Origin of the sequence: Streptomyces sp. NBC_00986, from assembly GCF_045162565.1 — a bacterium.
In the GTDB taxonomy this organism is placed as follows: Bacteria; Actinomycetota; Actinomycetes; order Streptomycetales; family Streptomycetaceae; genus Streptomyces.
Genome location: NZ_CP108733.1, coordinates 7,804,191 through 7,821,665, shown reverse-complemented (window position 1 = coordinate 7,821,665; position 17,475 = coordinate 7,804,191). Strand labels below are relative to the sequence as shown.

Sequence of the window (17,475 nt, the reverse complement as noted above, 5' to 3'; positions counted from 1 at the left end):
AGACGCCAATCAGGAGTAACCCCGGTGCCCGTCGACCTCGACGGTGCCGGGGTCCTCTTTGAGCCAGATCTGAGGGTAACGCCCGCCACTGACAGTGCCGTACGAATTGTCTCCGAGCTCGCTCACCGCTCCGGTGGCCGCGGCTGGGTCGGCAGGACACGGAGGTTGTCCGCCCGCTCGACCAGCTGGAGCCGGATCTGTCGATTCTCCATCTGCGCTTGGTGAAGCGCCCGGACAAGGATCTCGTTGGCCACCTTGAGTTCGTTGATCTCCTTGACGTCGTCGGCATGCTGTTCCTTGAGTTTCACTACCCGGGCTCGGAGCCGTTTTTCGCTGTCGGGAATCCCTCCCCGGGCGCGGACGCGCGCGTAGAACTCGTTCTTCAGGTCCTGGTGTCGTTGGGTAAGGGCATTGCGGGGAACACCGGCCTCGGTCGCGAGGGCGACGACGGTCAGGGCTCCGTTGGAATGGATGGGCGAGCCGCTGAGGATGCGGTCGATGGCTCCGCGGATGCGGTCGCGTTCGTCGATGGCGGGGGTCATGCGGATGCCTCCGGCAAAGTGATGCGGTCGCGGTGGTGCTTCTCGGCGAGGTCTCGGAGCCGTTGGGCCCTGGCCTGCAATCGGTGAACCAGCGGGACTGGGACTAGATCGACGCACTGCTTCTCCAGGACCTCGGCCATGGAGATGAGCTGGTCGGCGTGATGGTCGGTCCGGGTGACGTTCGCGCAGGTGGGCTCGCAGCGGTCCAGGCGGGGTGCATCAGAACGGTCGACGAGCCGGTGGCAGAGGGCCTTCTCGCGGTTGTAGACACACATCAGGTAGGCGTGCGGGTTGTCGTGGACGGCCAGGGAGGTGTCTTCCAGGACCGCGCGGGCGGCGCGGACGGTGAAGATGGTGCCGGCGAAGGCGGGGGCCTGGCTGGCGGCGTGGATCGCCCGTCGTGCGGCGGGTCCGGAAACGCCGACGCCGTCGGCAAGGTCGGTATGGAGCGTGGTGAGGGTGTCTGCCGTGGCGCGGGCGGTCTCGACGTCGAGGAGCTGGTGAATGCCGTCCCTGCTGCGGGAGGCGTATCCGGAACTGACCGAAGTACGCAGATGGCCGTACTGGATCGCGAGGGCGACCAGCCCGCCGGGGCGACGGGCGATGTGCCAGGCAAGGGTTCTCCTGAAGCGCCCCGTTCCGATCGCTCCGTTCGGATCCGCGGGGACGGTCTCATATGGGCGGCCAAGGGCTTTTGCCAGATCAGAGGCCCAGACAGCAAATTCTTCGACCCGGCTCCGCCAGGATCTGAAGGTCACCGAGCCGACGAAGCTGCGCGTGGAGTTGAAGTCGTGGGCTGTGCCGTCGAAGAGCAGTGAGCTATCGCCGACGATGCGCTCCAGGACGCGAATGGCGCTGACCACCGGGGCGATGGCCACCCAGGGGACATCGCGGAGCTCGCCCGCGGAGCGGTGGTTACCGTTCTCGTCAGTGGCCGTCTTGTAGACGTTTCCGTGGATGAGGTAGCGTCCGGATTCAGGATCCGGGCAGCACCCGGTCCGCAGCCCGAGAACCTCTTGAGGACGCATCCCCGTCAAGTACGACAGGACGATGAAGGCGGCGGTGCCCAGGTGCCGCATCAGGGCCAGGGCCTCGGTGAAGTCCAGCACGGGCTTCCAGGGCTTCCCGTCGACCAGGCCGGTGACGGGGATGGCCAGCGGGCATCCGCCGGGGTTGTCCAGCATGTACTGGCTCAGCCCCAGCCCTCCGGGTCGGCTGGCGACGACGGCGTTAGTCTGACTTTGAGGGGCGCCGTTGATGCCGGCGATGTAGGTGAGGGCGAACCGTCGGCCGCCGGGTTTGTCGTGGGTGGGGATGGGCTGGCCCCTCTCAATCAGGCCCGTGAAGTAGGTCTTGAGCTGGGCCCGTGCTGCGGGCGTCGCCTTCGCCTGGGCAACTCGCGCGGTCAGACGCCGGTTCTCGGTCCAGGCCGCGAGGATGTCGTCGGCGAAGTCTTCGACCACCCGCAGGGCCCAGATGAGCAGGGGCCCCATGGTGTCGGGTGAAATCGGCTCCGTGCCGTTCTCCCCGCCAAGGGATGTCGCCGCCGGAAGGTAGTCGTCCTGGCCTTCACGGTTCCAGGGAGGTTCGGCGATGCCGCGCGGGAGTACGCAGCCTTCGTCGAAGGCCCAGAGCCGGGTCAACGCGGTCAGGCGTTGGCCCGTGGTCGATCGTCCGACGCCCGGCTGGAGGCTCAGCCGCAGGCCGTAGTCGTGGAAGACCTCCTCGGTGCAGCCGTCCAGACCGGTGATGCCGCGCTTGTCGAGCCAATGCGCGAAGTGCCTCCAGGCCAGGGAGGCCTGGTAGATCGCGCTCGGGCTCTGCCGAGTCCGCCACGAAGGGACCTTGCCGACCAGGAACGTGTCGGGCAACGCGCGGTTGACCATGTGCCAGGCGATGAGCCGGAACTCCTCGCGGGTGCCGTCCGGGAATTCCGTCCAGTGGATCGTGTGGCGAGGCGCGCTGGGGTTGTCGATCAGCGGTGCCATCGGCCAGGAAGGGGCGCCGTAACGGTTGACGGTGCCGTGATAGCCGGCCACGACCAGCACGGACTCGATCGAGGGGCTGTCCGGGCCCGGGACCAGGGGCAGTTCGGTGTACGCAGTCGTCACAGGTCGTAGTGTCCGTTCAGGAGATGGTCGACGACCTCTCGGTCCTCAGCAGTGGCCTCGGCGAGCCTTACCGTCCAGAGGACCGTCCCCAGACGGCCCTTGAGGTCTTCCAGCCGGGCGTGAGCATCGGACCAGTCCGCGTCCCAGCGGCCGGGATCCAAGACCGTGCGCAGGCTTTCCAGTGCAAGGTGCAGGTAGGCGAGCCGGGCGTGATGACCAGGGTGGACCCGGGCGTTCGGGCAGGCTGTGCAGAGCAGGAACGACGCCCCGCAGCCCGAACCCGACGGGGTGAAGAAGCTGTTGTCGTACTCCGCGCAGCCCGCCGTCGCGGTCTGTCGCTCGTCTGCCTCCGGGCCGTCGCTGAGCCGGGCCCGGAACACCGTCCGGCGGGCAGCTTCCAGCGCTGCGGTCGCGCCGTCCGCGATCACCGGGCCTGCTGCCTCCTGAACCTGGGGTTCATTCATGACGTAGACGCGGTCGTGAGTGTCCTGGGTGTTCTGCCCCGGCTCACGCCGGTGCAGGACGTTGACGGTCTTGCGGGTGCGCCGCATCGGCGATCCCGCCAGCCCGACTTCGATGGCCCAGTGGGTGCCGGCGCTCCTCGCCAATCCGAAGGCGAACGGCCCGACTCGGGGCGTCTCCGGGTCGACGCGTCCCTTGCTGGCGTATCTCTCGTGCCAGCCCAGCAGACGGTCCGGACCTGATCCGACAGCGGCGACGAACGCGCGGGCGTGAGCAGTCGCCTCCAGTGCCTCGGTGATCAGACGGCCCGGAGAATCAGCGCCGAAGTCGGTGAGGTTGCGCGTCTCGAAGTGCTGGCCGCCGCCGCGGCGCCGTTTCTCCAGTTCCAGCCGATAGACCGGGAATCCGCCGCCTTCCCCAGAATCCGGGGTCGCCCGGGGCACCGGCAGCTCGGCGACCGTCGTGGCGTTCAGCCCCTGCTCGGCCACCAGCAGCACCGCGAGCGAGGTGCACTCCATCCGGCTCAAGTAGAGCCGCTGCCAGGTCACTTCCGGCTTCGCGCCGCCCAACGCCAACCGGTAACGGTTGACCACCACCATCTTGCCGCTGACCTGCGGATAGCGGGGAATGTGCCCGGTCCGGGCGAGACTGTCCAAGGCCTCCCCGACCAGCCAGTCCCGGCAGCCCGGCTCGAAGGCCCCGTTCCGCCATGCCTCCAGATGCTGGGTGTTCTCCCGGATCCGCAGCAGCGCGGCCCGGAACATCCGTCGCGCCGTGACACGGATCTCGGTGAACTCCCCCGGCTGGTAGGCCTTCTCCTGGGCCTTCACCTTCAGCAGCCGTTTGGCCATGCCGTCCCGGACAGGCTGCGGGAGCCGTTCGTTGCGCAGCAGGAAGTTCGACAGCGTCTTGACCTGCCGGTATCCGGTATTGGTGGCTGGCCTGCTGAGCCGCCAGGACGACCACAGGGCCGCGGTGATCTCGTCGATATCTCCCGGCGGGTTCTCCTGCTCGGACAGGAACTTCGCGAACGCCCGCACCAGGACCCAGATGTTGAACCCGGTGTCGGCGGAATCCCAGCCGCCGCCGGGGGCGCATCGCGCGGCGAACGTGGCCGCCAAGGACCGCTGCAAGGCGTGAGCCACCGGCAGCACCCCGAAGTCGTAGTTGCGGACGACGCCCCGCTTGTCGCGGTGGCAGATCCGCAGGCCGTCCTCGGCCAGGACGACGGGCCGGTGGTGGGGTCCGGCAGGCAAGGACGCCTTGCGCCCGCGCCGGCTCACGAACCCACCACCAGCTTCTCGTCTAGGTCCTGGATGCCTTCGCTCTCCTGAGCGAGACGGGACAGCAACGTGGTCACCCGATGCTGCGTGACCGCGACACTCACCGCCTCATCCAGCGGGTCCGGATCAGCCAGCAGGGAGCGAAGTTGCAGGTCAGACACGGGCGCAAGGTAAATCGACCGTGTCGTCTCAAGCTCTGAGTGACCCAACAGGTCCTGCACCATCCGCCACGGATCCCCGTAGAGGAGACGGAAATCCCGGCGTTCCTCCGCCGTCAGCCCCATCCGCAGGTCAACGACGTGGTGCAGCACGACAAGCATGTAGAGGGCCATCGAGTGTCGGCACATATGCGGCGTGCAGAACGGCGGCTCCGCCACCACCCCCGCCAGAACGTCCTGGCACCGTTGCGACGCGGCCCGAAAGACGTTCTCCCAGGACTGCGGACGAAACGGCAGACCCGATTCGCTCAACCACAGCCACAACGGCTCCGGCCCGGCCGGCCCCTCGGTGAACAGCGTCATCCGTTCCTCGACCGTGGCATCGCTAAGCGCAGTTTCCCCGATGACGCCGTCCTGGTCGACCCAGTGCAGCACCCGCTTGCGCAGCCCGGTGATCCGGGTCACCAGCTTCCGCTCGGGCAGGCTGTCGTACCGACCCTTGGCCTGCGCGCGCCGTACTGCTGCAGCTCGCGTCGACTCCTCGTAGCCCTCGACCAGGCCCACCACCGGGGCCGCGGCGTAGTATGTCCTCGCCTTCTTCGACTTGGTGACCTCCTTCGCCAGCCGACCCGAGTAGTAGCGGCGGGACTGCAAGGCCGAGCGCGGTATCTCGATTGTCAGCAGCGAGCCGGCCTCCGTCAGCCGCATCCCGGAGGAGAACAGCAGCTCGGCGAAGGCCACATTGCGGTCCTCCATCCGCCCCGCCCACCCCGGCGTGGGCAGACCCTCGGCGGTGTAGCCCCGCAGGCCCACCTCCACCCACAGCCGGAAAGCCCGCGGGGTCAGCCAGTGCACGTTGCTGGACCTGGAGTTCTTCGAGCGGGCCTCCGGCACCTCGACCAGCTGCCCATGTCGGTCGCCGACCGTCCGCATCACGATCGGGTTGACCGCCATCAGCTCCTTGCGGACCGCCCACGCGTACAGCCGCGTGAACGCCGCGAGCCCACGATCCCACCGCGAGCCCCCGATCCTCCGGGGATTGCGTGCTGACCGTGTCCGCCAGTCCTCGAAGTCCCACAGATCATCCGCGGTCGCTTTGTTCCAGGTCTTCCCTCGTGCCCACAGGAAATCGAAGAGAAGGCAGTAGTCGTCCGTGTAGTTCCGCTTGGTCTCTGGAGCCAGCCGTACGAATGACGAACGGCACAGGTACAGGCTCAGCCATTCATCAATCCGGTAGTCCGGCGACAGCAGGATGGGATCTCCAACATGGATCCCGACCCGCTCCTCCCGCTCAGACAGGTCCCCATACCCCGTCAATACTGACACCCCGTCGGGTACTGCGACCGAATGCCTCGGCACCCAGTAAACCTGCCAACTCGCCACTGGCCAGCCCTTGTTCGATCCGCTTCAACACGTAGATCAAACAGGGAAGTCGGTACACATCGCGAATCTCCAACCCGGCGGCGGCCACCCCGTGATCACCCGGGTCAACGGCGCCGGTGCCACCACGATCAGCAGCAGCGACAACCCGCAGACACCGCACAACCAGGGGTGCTTCAACAGCCGCCGCCCGACCAGCACCAAGGCCGCGACAGCGAGCGCGAGCAACAGTGCCCCGGTCCAACTGCCCGGCCAGTCCACTCCCCCACCGGGCAGCGCCGCGCCGGTCCGAGCGACGTCCGCGATCCAGCCGGCAGGCCAACTCGCGCCCCAGGCCAGGACCTTGGCCACCGGCATCGCCAACGGTGCCGTCGCCAGCGCCGCGAAGCCCAGCACCGTGGCCGGTGCGACGGCGATCTCCGCGAGCAGATTGCACGGCACCGCCACCAGACTGACCCTCGCCGACAACACGGCCACGACCGGCGCGCACAACGCCTGCGCGGCGGCAGCGGCGGCCAACGCCTCGGCCAGCCGCGGCGGAACCCGGTGCCGACGCAGCATCTCGCACCAGCGCGGCGCGAGCGTGAGCAGGGCACCGGTGGCCAGCACGGAGAGCAGGAAGCCGTAACTCCGGGCCAGCCACGGGTCGTAGAGCACCAGCAGCAGTACGGCCGTCGCCAGCGCCGGGATCAGTGATCTGCGGCGCCCGGTCGCCAGGGCGAGCAGCGCGACGGCACCGCAGGCGGCGGCCCGCAGCACGCTCGGGTCGGGGCGGCACACGACGACGAACCCGAGCGTGAGCACCCCGCCGAGCAGTGCGGTCGCCCGGAGGGAGATGCCCAAGCGCGGTGCCAGGCCCCGGCGTTCGATGTGCTGGGCGAGACCGGGCGGCCCGATGAGGAGGGCGAGCAGGATGGTGAGGTTGCTTCCGGAGACGGCGAGGGTGTGCGCGAGGTCCGTATCCTTGAACGCCTCGTCCAACTCGGGTGTGATCCGCGCGGTGTCCCCGACGACCAGCCCCGGCAGCAACGCCCGCGCGTCCGCCGGCAACCCTTCGGTCGCCGCACGCAACCCGGCCCGCAACCGCCCCGCGAACCGCTGCGCTCCGGACGGTTCTTCCACCACTTCCGGCACGGGCTGGTTCCGCACCCGCAGCACGGCCGCGACCCGGTCGCCGCTCGTCAGCGAGGGCGCCAACCGCGCGGTCACCTTCACCCGCGTCGACGGAAGCAGCCCGAGCCAGGGCGAACGCTCCGGCCCACCGGAACCCCCTGCCCGGCCCCCTCCCTTGGAAGACGAACCCGGGTCGACGATCAACAGCACCGGCGCCCGCGTCTCCACGACCGTCCCGTCCAACTCCTCGACCCGCCGCACCTCGGCGTCGGCCAGCACGGAGACCGGAGCCGCGTGATCCCCGCTGATCCGGGGCCGGGTCAACCGCGGATCGGAACCGACCTCCACCTCCGCGGTCACGGTCGCGTACTCCCGCGCCAGCTCGGGTACCGGCCCACGCCGCAGATCCGCCCCGTGCAGCCCGGCGGAAGCGGCAGCCGCGGCGATGGAAAGGAGCAGGGCGGCGATCGAGACCCGGGGCCATGCGGCCTGCCGCCATGGGAGTGCGGGGCGAACATCTTCCGGTGAAACGCCTTCCAGCGAGAGGTCGGCGTCCGGCTGTGACGAGGTGCGGCTGCCGCCTGCCCTGTCCCGCCGCCGTGTCACCAGCAGCAGCACGAGTGCCACGGTCAGCGAGGCGACGGCGACTCCTGTGACCCAGGCCGGCGACGCGTCCAGCGCCAGTGCCGCCGTCGCCCAGGCCGCGAGCGCGGGCGGTACGAGTCGTAGGTCCGTCGGTCCTTCCTGTTGGGGGTGTGCGGCACCCCGCCGACTCCCGGAGTCGGCGTGCACGGTTCGGCGGGCCGGTGAGGAGATGTGGGTCATGGCTGTACCAGGTCCCGCAGGTCGGCGAAGCGGCGGTCTCCGATGCCGTTGACCTGACGCAGCTCGTCCACCGAGCGGAAACCGCCGTGCTGGGTGCGGTAGTCGATGATGTGCTGGGCCAGCACCGGTCCCACGCCGGGCAGGGTGTTGAGCTGATCCGCGGTGGCCGTGTTGAGGGAGATCGGGGCAGTCGGAGCGGCTCCCGCAGCCGAGCCACCTGCCCCCGCCGTGTTCGCGCCGCCCGCACCAGGCACCGCCGCGGGGGCCGGACCGCCAACGACGATCTGCTCCCCGTCCACAAGGAACCGAGCCCGGTTGAGCCCTTCGGTGTTCGTGCCCGGACGCACCCCACCCGCCGCCCGCAACGCATCGGTCACCCGCGAACCGGCCGGAAGCCGATGAACCCCGGGCTCCCGGACCTTGCCACTGACGTCCACGACGATCTCGGTACCGGCAGCACCCGAAGCGCCCTGCGCTCCGACCGACGAGGCACGCGGCTCGGCCCCCTTCCCCACAGCACCGCCCTCACGGCCGCCCTTGCCTCCAACCCCATCTCCGTAGGGAGCGGCCGCCCCCACCACCTCCGGAGCACGCACCGGCTGGGTCCGGCCCACCCAGAAGTGCTGTACGGCGAAGACCGCAGCGACCACGAGCAGCACGCCGAGCGCGACCACGTTGCGCCGCTCCAGCCCACACCGCGTCTGCACCCACACCGGCATCCGCTCCCGCAGAGCCGCCCCGGCCCTCCCACGCCAGGCCCCGGCAGCACGATCCCGCCCGATGCCGACCTCGCCGGTGCCGCTGAACTCCCCAGTGTCTCCGGCCACTTCGGCCCCTCCGACGTACAACAAACCGTCAGGCTCCAGGGCAGCACGCACCGGCGAACCCACCCGGACCACCCGCTGCTCCGGCTCCCGAGCAGTCCACGGACCGGCATCAACAGGAGCAGGAAACCGAAGCCCCGCCGCCCTGACCTCCGGCGGCACAGACGGCACAGGCTGAGCAGCCTGCCCCCTCGCCTCAACTGCCGGCAGAGCAGGAGGCTCTACAGCCTCACCCCCGCTCCGCCCTCCACCCGGCGGCCCATTCCCCAACTCCCCCCGCTCCCCGGCACGTTCACCAGGTTCGCCAAAGAGCAGTTCCGCCCGTCGCCGAAGTTCCTCCGCCGAAGCCTGACGATGTGCCCGCCCCCGTGCAGGCGCGCGGCGCTGCCGAGTTCGGCCGTCGGAGGACGGGGCGCGGCCCGGGCCGCTGGTCGCAGTCGCTGTGTGTGAGCGTGATCGAAGTGCCATGCGCCGAGGATCGGACATTCCGCAACTTCGCGATGATCTTGGTCAATTCCCGGGGACGACGGCCCAGTTGTGGATAACTCCGTCACCCACACGAGTGTCACTCGCCCAAGGCGCCAGCCCGCGAACCACCCCTCGCCGGCGCCGCCCCGGCAAACCCCGTCACCGAGGCGAAACCACAGCCCCCAACAACCCAGGCCCGGTATGCGCCCCGATCACCGCCCCGACCTCGCTCACATGCAGATCGGCCAGCCCCGGCACCCGCGCCCGCAACCGGTCCGCGAGCGCCGACGCCCGATCGGGCGCGGAGAGATGGTGGACGGCGATGTCGACCTGCGCACTGCCCGCCCGGTCCGCCGCGAGTTCCTCAAGGCGGGCGATCGCCTTCGACGCCGTCCGTACCTTCTCGAGGAGTTCGATGCGCCCGCCCTCCAGCTGGAGCAGCGGCTTCACGGCGAGCGCGGAGCCCAACAGGGCCTGTGCCGCGCCGATGCGGCCGCCCCGGCGCAGATAGTCGAGGGTGTCGACGTAGAAGTAGGCGGAGGTGCCGGCGGCCCGCTTCTCCGCGGCGGTGACCGCCTCGTCCACCGTGCCGCCGGCCTCCGCCGTCTCGGCCGCGGCGAGTGCGCAGAAGCCGAGCGCCATCGCGACCATCCCGGTGTCCACGACCCGCACCGGCACCGGTGCCTCGCGCGCGGCGACGACCGCCGCGTCGTAGGTGCCCGAGAGTTCGGCGGAGAGGTGGAGGGAGACGATGCCGGTGGCGCCGGATTCGGCGACCTTGCGGTAGGTCTCCGCGAAGAGCCGGGGGCTGGGGCGCGAGGTGGTGACCGGGCGGCGCTTCTGCAGGGCCTGGGCCAGGGAGCGGGTGGAGATCTCGGTGCCCTCTTCGAGCGCCCGGTCGCCGAGGACCACGGTCAGCGGCACCGCTGTGATGCCGTGGCGCTCCATCGTCAGCGGCGGCAGGTAGGCCGTTGAATCGGTGACGATCGCGACATGGCGGGACATGAGCTGGAGGTTACCTGCCGTAGCGGCCGGGCGGCAGCCCGACCCCTTTCACCTGGGCCGGAACCGGCCGGATCACCACACGTCGCACACGTACACCGTGCCGCCCGGTCAAGTCGTGCTCTCGGGGCGGGGTTTCTTCTGCCAGGGGTAGCTGGGGCGCCGTCCCGGCGGGGTGATGGCGGACGGGGCGGGCTCCTCGTCGGCGGGGCGGGAGCGCGGGGGCTCCGGCCAGGTCTGCCGGCCGGCTGCGGCGTCGGCGGGCGGGGGGTCGGGCCACGGCGGTGTCGTGTGCTCCGACTTCGTCCAGTGGCGGAGGGCGCCGGCCTCCATGTCTATCTGGGCGCTCAGGGTGTCCAGGTCGTCCTCCGCGAAGCGGCCGGCGCGGTCCCGGGCCGCCCAGCGCAGTGAGTCCGCCGACTTCGTGATGCGCTCGGTGCGCTCGCGCAGGGCGGGCAGCCGCTCGGTGAGTGTCTTACGGTCCGGCTCCGACTCCAGGCGCCTGAGCTCGCCGTCGAGTTCACGGCCGTGCGCGCTGAGCCGCTCGAAGAGGCCCAGGGACTCCTTGAGGGACTCGTCCTCGGGCACGCCCGCGCGCAGCGCGTCCTGGGTCGCGCGCATCGACGTCCGCAGTGCGAGCCGGAGTTGAGCCACCTGTCCCTGCGGGCCGGGCTGGGCGAAGGACTTGGCGCGCAGGGTGTGGTCCTCGACCGAGCGGCGGGCCTGCGCGACCGTACGGTCGACGCCGCGCTTGGCCGCACCGACCGCCTTGATCGCCGCATAGCTGCCCACGACCACGAACAGCAGGAAGAGAAGGGCGAAGACTGTGATCACGGCTTCCAACGCTCCTCCACCGGCTCCTGGGCGGCACATGCCGCGCCGCTCTTCAACGGTAAACGCTACGGGCAGGTCCGGAGTTCCACAGGAACCCTGGACCTGCCCGTAGGGGACTACCCCGAGACAGCCGCCCCGACCCCGGCGAAGGGCCTCGCAGAACTACGCCGGAACGATGTTGACCAGCTTCGGCGCCCGCACGATGACCTTGCGGATGCCCGCGCCCTCCAGCGCGGCGACGACCTTCTCGTCGGCCAGCGCGACCTTCTCCAGTTCGGCGTCGGAGATCGTCGGCGAGACCTCCAGGCGGGCCTTGACCTTGCCCTTGATCTGCACGACGCAGGTCACGCTCTCGTCCACGACGTACGCCGGGTCGGCGACCGGGAAGTCCTGGTGGACGACCGTGTCGGTGCGGCCCAGCTTGCGCCACAGCTCCTCGGCGACGTGCGGGGCCAGCGGCGCGATCAGCAGCACCAGCGACTCGGCGACCGGGCGCGGCAGGGCGCCGCCCACCTTGGTCAGGTAGTTGTTCAGCTCGGTGACCTTGGCGATCGCCGTGTTGAACCGCAGGCCCGCCAGGTCCTGGCGCACCCCGTCGATCGCCTTGTGCAGCGCACGCAGCGTGTCCTCGTCGGGCTCGGTGTCGACGACCGTGACCTCACCGGTCGTCTCGTCGACGACGTTGCGCCACAGCCGCTGCAGCAGCCGGTACTGGCCCACCACCGCGCGCGTGTCCCACGGCCGGGACACGTCCAGCGGGCCCATGGCCATCTCGTACAGGCGCAGGGTGTCGGCGCCGTACTCGTCGCAGATCTCGTCCGGAGTGACCGCGTTCTTCAGGGACTTACCCATCTTGCCCAGCAGCCGGGAGACCTTCTCGCCCTGGTAGTAGTAGGCGCCGTCGCGCTCCTCCACCTCGGCGGCCGGCACCGGGAAGCCGCGGCTGTCCCGGTAGACGTAGGCCTGGATCATGCCCTGGTTGAACAGCTTGTGGAACGGCTCCGGGGACGAGATGTGCCCCAGGTCGAACAGCACCTTGGACCAGAAGCGCGCGTACAGCAGGTGCAGTACGGCGTGCTCGGCGCCGCCGACGTACAGGTCGACGCCGCCGTGCGGCATGCCCGCGCGGGGGCCCATCCAGTACTGCTCGATGGCCGGGTCGACCAGCTTCTGGTCGTTGTGCGGGTCCAGGTAGCGCAGCTCGTACCAGCAGGAACCGGCCCAGTTCGGCATGGTGTTGGTCTCGCGGCGGTACTTCTGCGGGCCGCGGCCGTCGCCCAGGTCCAGGGTGACGGCGACCCAGTCCTCGTTGCGGGACAGGGGCGTCTCCGGGGACGTGTCGGCGTCGTCCGGGTCGAAGGTGCGCGGCGAGTAGTCCTCGACCTCCGGCAGCTCCAGGGGCAGCATCGACTCGGGCAGCGAGTGCGCGATGCCGTCCTCGTCGTAGACGATCGGGAAGGGCTCTCCCCAGTAGCGCTGGCGGCTGAACAGCCAGTCGCGCAGGCGGAAGTTGACGGTGCCCTCGCCGATGCCCTTGCGGGCCAGCCACTCCGTGATGCGGGCCTTGGCCTCGGCGACGGGCAGTCCGTCCAGGGAGATGTCGTCGTTCGAGGAGTTGATGATCTTCGCGTCGTACGACCCGAAGGCGTCCTCCCACGTGGACGTGTCCGTCCCGCGGCCGTCGGTCGGCTCGACGATGCAGGTGATCGGCAGCTCGAAGGCGCGCGCGAAGTCGAAGTCGCGCTGGTCGCCCGCCGGGACGGCCATGATCGCGCCGGTGCCGTAGCCCATCAGTACGTAGTCGGCGATGAAGACGGGCAGCCGCTCGCCGTTGACCGGGTTGGTCGCGAACGCGCCGGTGAAGACACCGGTCTTCTCCTTGGCCTCGGTCTGCCGCTCCACGTCGGACTTGGTGCCTGCCTGCGCGCGGTAGGCGGCGACGGCCTCCGCCGGGGTGGCGTGGCCGCCGGTCCACGCGTCGCGCGTGCCCTCGGGCCAGGCGTCCGGGGTGAACGTGTCGACCAGGGGGTGCTCGGGTGCCAGCACCATGTAGGTCGCGCCGAACAGGGTGTCGGGGCGGGTGGTGAAGACGGTGATGTTCTCGCCGTCCACGGGGAAGTCGACGCGGGCGCCCTCGGAGCGGCCGATCCAGTTGCGCTGCTGCAGCTTGATGGCCTCGGGCCAGTCCAGCTCCTCCAGGTCCGCCAGCAGCCGGTCGGCGTAGGCGGTGATGCGCATGTTCCACTGGCGCAGCTTGGCCTTGAAGACGGGGAAGTTGCCGCGCTCGGAACGGCCGTCGGCGGTGACCTCCTCGTTGGCCAGCACGGTGCCCAGGCCCGGACACCAGTTGACGGGCGCGTCGGAGGCGTAGGCCAGGCGGAACTCGCCCAGGACGTCGGCACGTTCGGTGGCGCTCAGCTCGGGCCACGCGCGCGTGTGCCCCGGTACGGCACGCTCACCGGTCTCGAACTGGGCGATCAGTTCGGCGATCGGGCGGGCCTTGTCGGCCTCGTCGTCGTACCAGGAGTTGAAGATCTGCAGGAAGATCCACTGGGTCCACTTGTAGTACTCGGGGTCGATCGTGGCGAACGACCGGCGCTTGTCGTGGCCCAGGCCCAGCGCGCGCAGCTGGGACTTCATGTTGGTGATGGCGGCCAGAGTGGTGATCCTGGGGTGCTCGCCGGTCTGGACGGCGTGCTGCTCGGCCGGCAGGCCGAAGGCGTCGAAGCCCAGGGTGTGCAGCACGTTGTGGCCGGTCATCCGCTGGAACCGGGCGAAGACATCGGTGGCGATGTAGCCCAGGGGGTGGCCGACGTGCAGGCCCGCACCGGAGGGGTACGGGAACATGTCCATGATGAACTTCTTGGGGCGGGCGGCCAGTTCGGGGTCGCCGGCCAGGTCACCGGTCGGGTTCGGCGCCTCGTAGGTGCCCTCGGCATCCCAGAAGTCCTGCCAGCGTGCTTCGATGTCCGCGGCCATCGCGGCCGTGTAGCGGTGCGGGGCGACCACCTCGGCGGCGGCAGCGGGGTTCGTCTCGCTCATGATCCTCAAAGCTCCATCGATCGTCTCTGCCAGCGGCTGCGACATTCAGGGTGTGACATCCACCAAATGAAAAATCCCCTCGCACAGGAGGGGGCGCCGCACTGATTCCGACCTCACCGTTCACCGGTGGTCGGGACTGATCAGCGCGGCTCGCTAAGCAGAAGGCGTACGGCACGCATGGCGTCAGAGTACCGCAGCCCTTGAGCACAACGCGACGCGCTTCCGTATCACCCTTGGCACCCTGTCCACACCGGCGTGGACTGACCCCGGTTCAAGGATTACCTTCGCGTACCACCCACTACGGGACATCACAGCAAGCGCATTGTCGTTTGATAACAACGCAATAACTCAAACCTCGTACCCACCGGTATGGAGCCACTTAGAGTTCGGCAGCGGGACCGCTTTCCCGATACTGCTCGGAGTTGCCCCCATGAACGCTCGTCGTAGTACCAGTTCGCTCCCCAAGCCGGGCCGCTCGGCCTACGGCGTGGTGAGCCTCGTCGTCCTGATCTTCATACCCGTGTTCGTGCTGGCCGGAGGCAGCCAGGTACAGGACTTCCTCAACTTCGGTGCGGGCGTTCTGTCGCTCGTCTCCCTCTCCTGCTCGGTGATCTGGGGGCTCGTCGCCCAGGACCGGGTCATCCTCAACATCCGCCAGCGGATCGTGGCGCAGGGCATCCACCGGGTGACCGCCGTCGGCTCGATCGCGTTCCTCGTGGTGCACATCACGGTCAAGCTGGCGCTCGACCACACCGTCCTGATCGCCGCGCTGATCCCCTTCAGCCTCGGCGTGAAGGGCAGCGCCGGGCTCATCGGCCTCGGCTCCCTGGGCGGCCTGCTCATGATCTTCGTGGGCATCACCGGCGCCCTGCGCAACCAGTTCGCGTCCCCCGCGCCGGTCGCCGCCCGCTGGCGCGCGATGCACATGCTGGCCTACCCGGCCTGGTGCGCGGCGCTGGTCCACGGCCTGTTCGCGGGCCGCGCGGCGAAGCCGTTCTTCATGATCTCGTACGAGCTGTGCCTGGTCGGGGTCGCCGCGGCCCTCGCCCTGCGCTCGGCGCCGCGCCCGTTCAAGCGCAAGTTCGCCAACAAGGTCGCCATGCTCCTGGGCAACGAGGAGCGGCCGGGTCTCGACGAACTCGACGCGAGCCGGGGCCGCGCGGCCGAGTCCGCGCTGCCGGGCTTCGAGAACCGGCGTCCGGCCGAGGGCCGACGGGCCGCGCGGCAGCCCTCGTTCACCGAGACCGGGTCGGTCCCGCGCGTGGACCCCGCCGGCGCGTACGAGACGAGGTCCATGACCCCGGAGGTCGACACGAACAGTTTCGCGGCCGCCTACCGCACCGCCACGCCGGAGTCCACCGGTCAGATGCCGTACGTCACCGACCAGACCTCGCGGATGAACGTGCCGATGGACATGCAGAACACGCAGGCGGTCCCGCGCGCGGACAGCGGCGGCAGCACCTCCGGGAGCTGGCCGGTCCCGTCGCCGCCGCCGGTCGGCGAGGCGCCCCCGTCGGCCTACGACCCGCTCCAGGACACCGGGTACAACATCCCGACGTACAACAACAACGCGAACACGGGCGGGTACGGCGAGGGATACGTGTACGACACCGGTGAGTCGAACGGTGCCTCCGGTACGTACAACCCCAATGACACGTACAACAGCGGTCCCGCCACTGATCAAACGCCCAACGCTTCGTACGACTTCGACGCGCAGGGCGGCTCGGGCGAACCTTGGAACACGCCTTCCGGAGGCTACAGGTGAACGAGGCCCTGCCCGACGTCCCAGAAGTCCGCGTCGTCGGGCTTCCTCAGCTCACGTCAGGCTTCGACCTTGTCGAGAGACTCGACCTGCCCATGCACCTGAAGGTGCACGGGCCGCTCGAACCGATGGGCGGGGAGCAGCTCGCGAAGCTCTCCGAGGCCATCAACCTGAAGGGCCGCGGCGGCGCGGGCTTCCCCTTCCACAAGAAGCTGCGGTCGGTCGCCGAGGCGGCGATCAAACGCGGTGTACGACCGGTCGTCGTCGTCAACGGCAGTGAGGACGAGCCGGCCTGCCGCAAGGACACGGTGCTCATCAACCGTGCCCCGCACCTCATCCTGGACGGCGCCCTCCTGGTCGCCGAGGCCCTGGGTGCCCGCACGCTCGTGGTGGGGGTCACCCGTGAGTCGACGCAGCGCTCCATGGAGGCCGCGCTCTCGGAACGCGGCCTGAGCAACACCCGCCGCTCGGCCCTGAAGGCGTTCGTCCAGCGCAACCCGGTCCGCATGGTCACCGGCGCCGCGGCGTCGCTGATCCGCTCGATCGACGGCGGCCCGGCGATCCCGCCCGGCCGCAAGGTCAGCGCCTCCCAGAACGGCGTCGGCGGCGTCCCGACCCTGCTGTCGAACGCCGAGACGTTCGCCCAACTCGCCATCGCCGCCCGCATCGGCCCCGAGCGCTACGGCAACACCGGCCTCTACGACGAGCCCGGCACCGTCATGCTCACGGTCTCCGGGGCGGTCGCGCGCCCCATGGTGATCGAGGTCCCCACCGGTGTACCGCTGCGCTACGTCCTGCAGTTGGCCGGCGCCCCGCCGGTCCCCCAGGGTGTGCTGACGGGCGGTTACCACGGCAAGTGGATCGACGCGGCGACGGTCAACGAGGCGATCGTCTCCCGCAACTCCCTGGACGCGGTGGGCGGTGCGCTCGGCGCGGGCGCCATCATGCCGATCACCCAGGAGACCTGCCCCCTGGGCGAGTCGCTGCGCGTGGCCCAGTGGCTGGCCGACGAGAGCGCGGGACAGTGCGGTCCCTGCTACCTCGGTCTGCCCGCCGCCGCGCGCGGCATGGAGGACATCCTCAACGGCGGCGGCCCGGCCGCCCTGGAGGCGCTCAAGCAGGTCGCCAAGGCCGTGAAGCGGCGCGGCGCGTGCTCGCACCCGGACGGCTCCGCGATGTTCCTGGAGTCGACCATCAAGGCGTTCACGGACGACCTCGCCGCCCACGTCCTCGGAAACGGCTGCGGAAGGCCCGTGGAGGGCGTTCTGCCGCTCTTCGAGGGCGGCCAGCTCCCGGCGGGCATCACCAGCGGCGCGGAGCCGGAGGACAACGGTCCCAGCCGTCAGAAGATCTACGTCGACTGGACGCTGTGCCGGGGCCACGGTCTGTGCGCGGACATCCTTCCCGAGGTCTTCGAACTCGGCGCCGACGGCTTCCCCACCGTCGCGCAGGCCCAGGTGCCGCGCTACGCGGAGGCGAAGGCGCTCCGCGCGGTGCGCCGTTGCCCCGCGCTCGCGCTACGCCTGGAGGAGGAGACCGCGCGGGACAAGGGACCGTCCCGCAACCTGCCGGTCCTCTCCCAGGGCCGTGGCCGGCGGGCCCTCGGCCGCTGAGCACACGGACAGCGGGCCGCCCTCTTCTTAAGAAGGGTGCGGCCCGCTGTTCCATG

The 17,475-nt window shown here is 69.9% G+C and carries 10 protein-coding genes and 1 pseudogene; 2 read left to right on the top strand and 9 right to left on the bottom strand.

Features of this window, described 5'->3' with window-relative positions; translation table 11 throughout:
• Nucleotides 1-122: 122 nt before the first annotated feature.
• From OG504_RS34990 to leuS, 9 genes and pseudogenes are all read right to left on the bottom strand, one after another.
• The gene (locus tag OG504_RS34990; RefSeq protein WP_405993369.1) at nt 123-542 is read right to left on the bottom strand and encodes a hypothetical protein; all 420 of its coding nucleotides are present in this window, start codon (nt 540-542) and stop codon (nt 123-125) included.
• Nucleotides 539-2,653 carry an integrase gene (locus tag OG504_RS34985; protein ID WP_405993368.1) on the bottom strand — a complete coding sequence of 705 codons (2,115 nt, stop codon included), beginning with the start codon at nt 2,651-2,653 and terminating at the stop codon, nt 539-541. Before OG504_RS34985 ends, OG504_RS34990 begins: the two co-directional genes overlap by 4 nt.
• On the bottom strand, nt 2,650-4,398 hold the full coding sequence (locus tag OG504_RS34980) for a hypothetical protein (RefSeq protein ID WP_405993367.1): 1,749 nt from the start codon (nt 4,396-4,398) through the stop codon (nt 2,650-2,652). Before OG504_RS34980 ends, OG504_RS34985 begins: the two co-directional genes overlap by 4 nt.
• Nucleotides 4,395-5,873: an integrase gene (locus OG504_RS34975; RefSeq protein WP_405993366.1), complete on the bottom strand. Its 1,479-nt coding sequence runs from the start codon at nt 5,871-5,873 to the stop codon at nt 4,395-4,397. Before OG504_RS34975 ends, OG504_RS34980 begins: the two co-directional genes overlap by 4 nt.
• Nucleotides 5,874-5,993: 120 nt before the next feature.
• A pseudogene (locus tag OG504_RS34970) lies at nt 5,994-7,874 on the bottom strand (ComEC/Rec2 family competence protein); the annotation flags it as partial.
• Nucleotides 7,871-9,166, bottom strand: a complete 1,296-nt coding sequence (locus OG504_RS34965; protein ID WP_405993365.1) for a helix-hairpin-helix domain-containing protein — start codon at nt 9,164-9,166, stop codon at nt 7,871-7,873. The gene OG504_RS34965 and the pseudogene OG504_RS34970, both read right to left, overlap by 4 nt.
• A gap of 159 nt (nt 9,167-9,325) precedes the next feature.
• Nucleotides 9,326-10,171 (bottom strand): DegV family protein, encoded by an 846-nt coding sequence (locus tag OG504_RS34960; protein ID WP_405993364.1) that lies wholly within the window; start codon nt 10,169-10,171, stop codon nt 9,326-9,328.
• A gap of 108 nt (nt 10,172-10,279) precedes the next feature.
• Entirely contained in the window at nt 10,280-11,011 is a 732-nt protein-coding gene (locus OG504_RS34955) for a hypothetical protein (protein WP_405993363.1), read from the bottom strand.
• 153 nt (nt 11,012-11,164) lie between these two features.
• A complete protein-coding gene (gene leuS / locus OG504_RS34950) occupies nt 11,165-14,044 on the bottom strand; it encodes a leucine--tRNA ligase (protein WP_405993362.1) in 2,880 nt (959 codons plus the stop codon).
• 430 nt (nt 14,045-14,474) lie between these two features.
• Between leuS and OG504_RS34945 the strand changes: the two genes are divergently transcribed.
• Both OG504_RS34945 and OG504_RS34940 read left to right on the top strand, forming a co-directional pair.
• Entirely contained in the window at nt 14,475-15,809 is a 1,335-nt protein-coding gene (locus OG504_RS34945; RefSeq protein WP_405993361.1) for a cytochrome b/b6 domain-containing protein, read from the top strand.
• The gene (locus OG504_RS34940) at nt 15,806-17,419 is read left to right on the top strand and encodes an NADH-ubiquinone oxidoreductase-F iron-sulfur binding region domain-containing protein (protein ID WP_405993360.1); all 1,614 of its coding nucleotides are present in this window, start codon (nt 15,806-15,808) and stop codon (nt 17,417-17,419) included. The genes OG504_RS34945 and OG504_RS34940 overlap by 4 nt, the downstream gene beginning before the upstream one ends.
• The last annotated feature ends 56 nt before the right edge of the window (nt 17,420-17,475 follow it).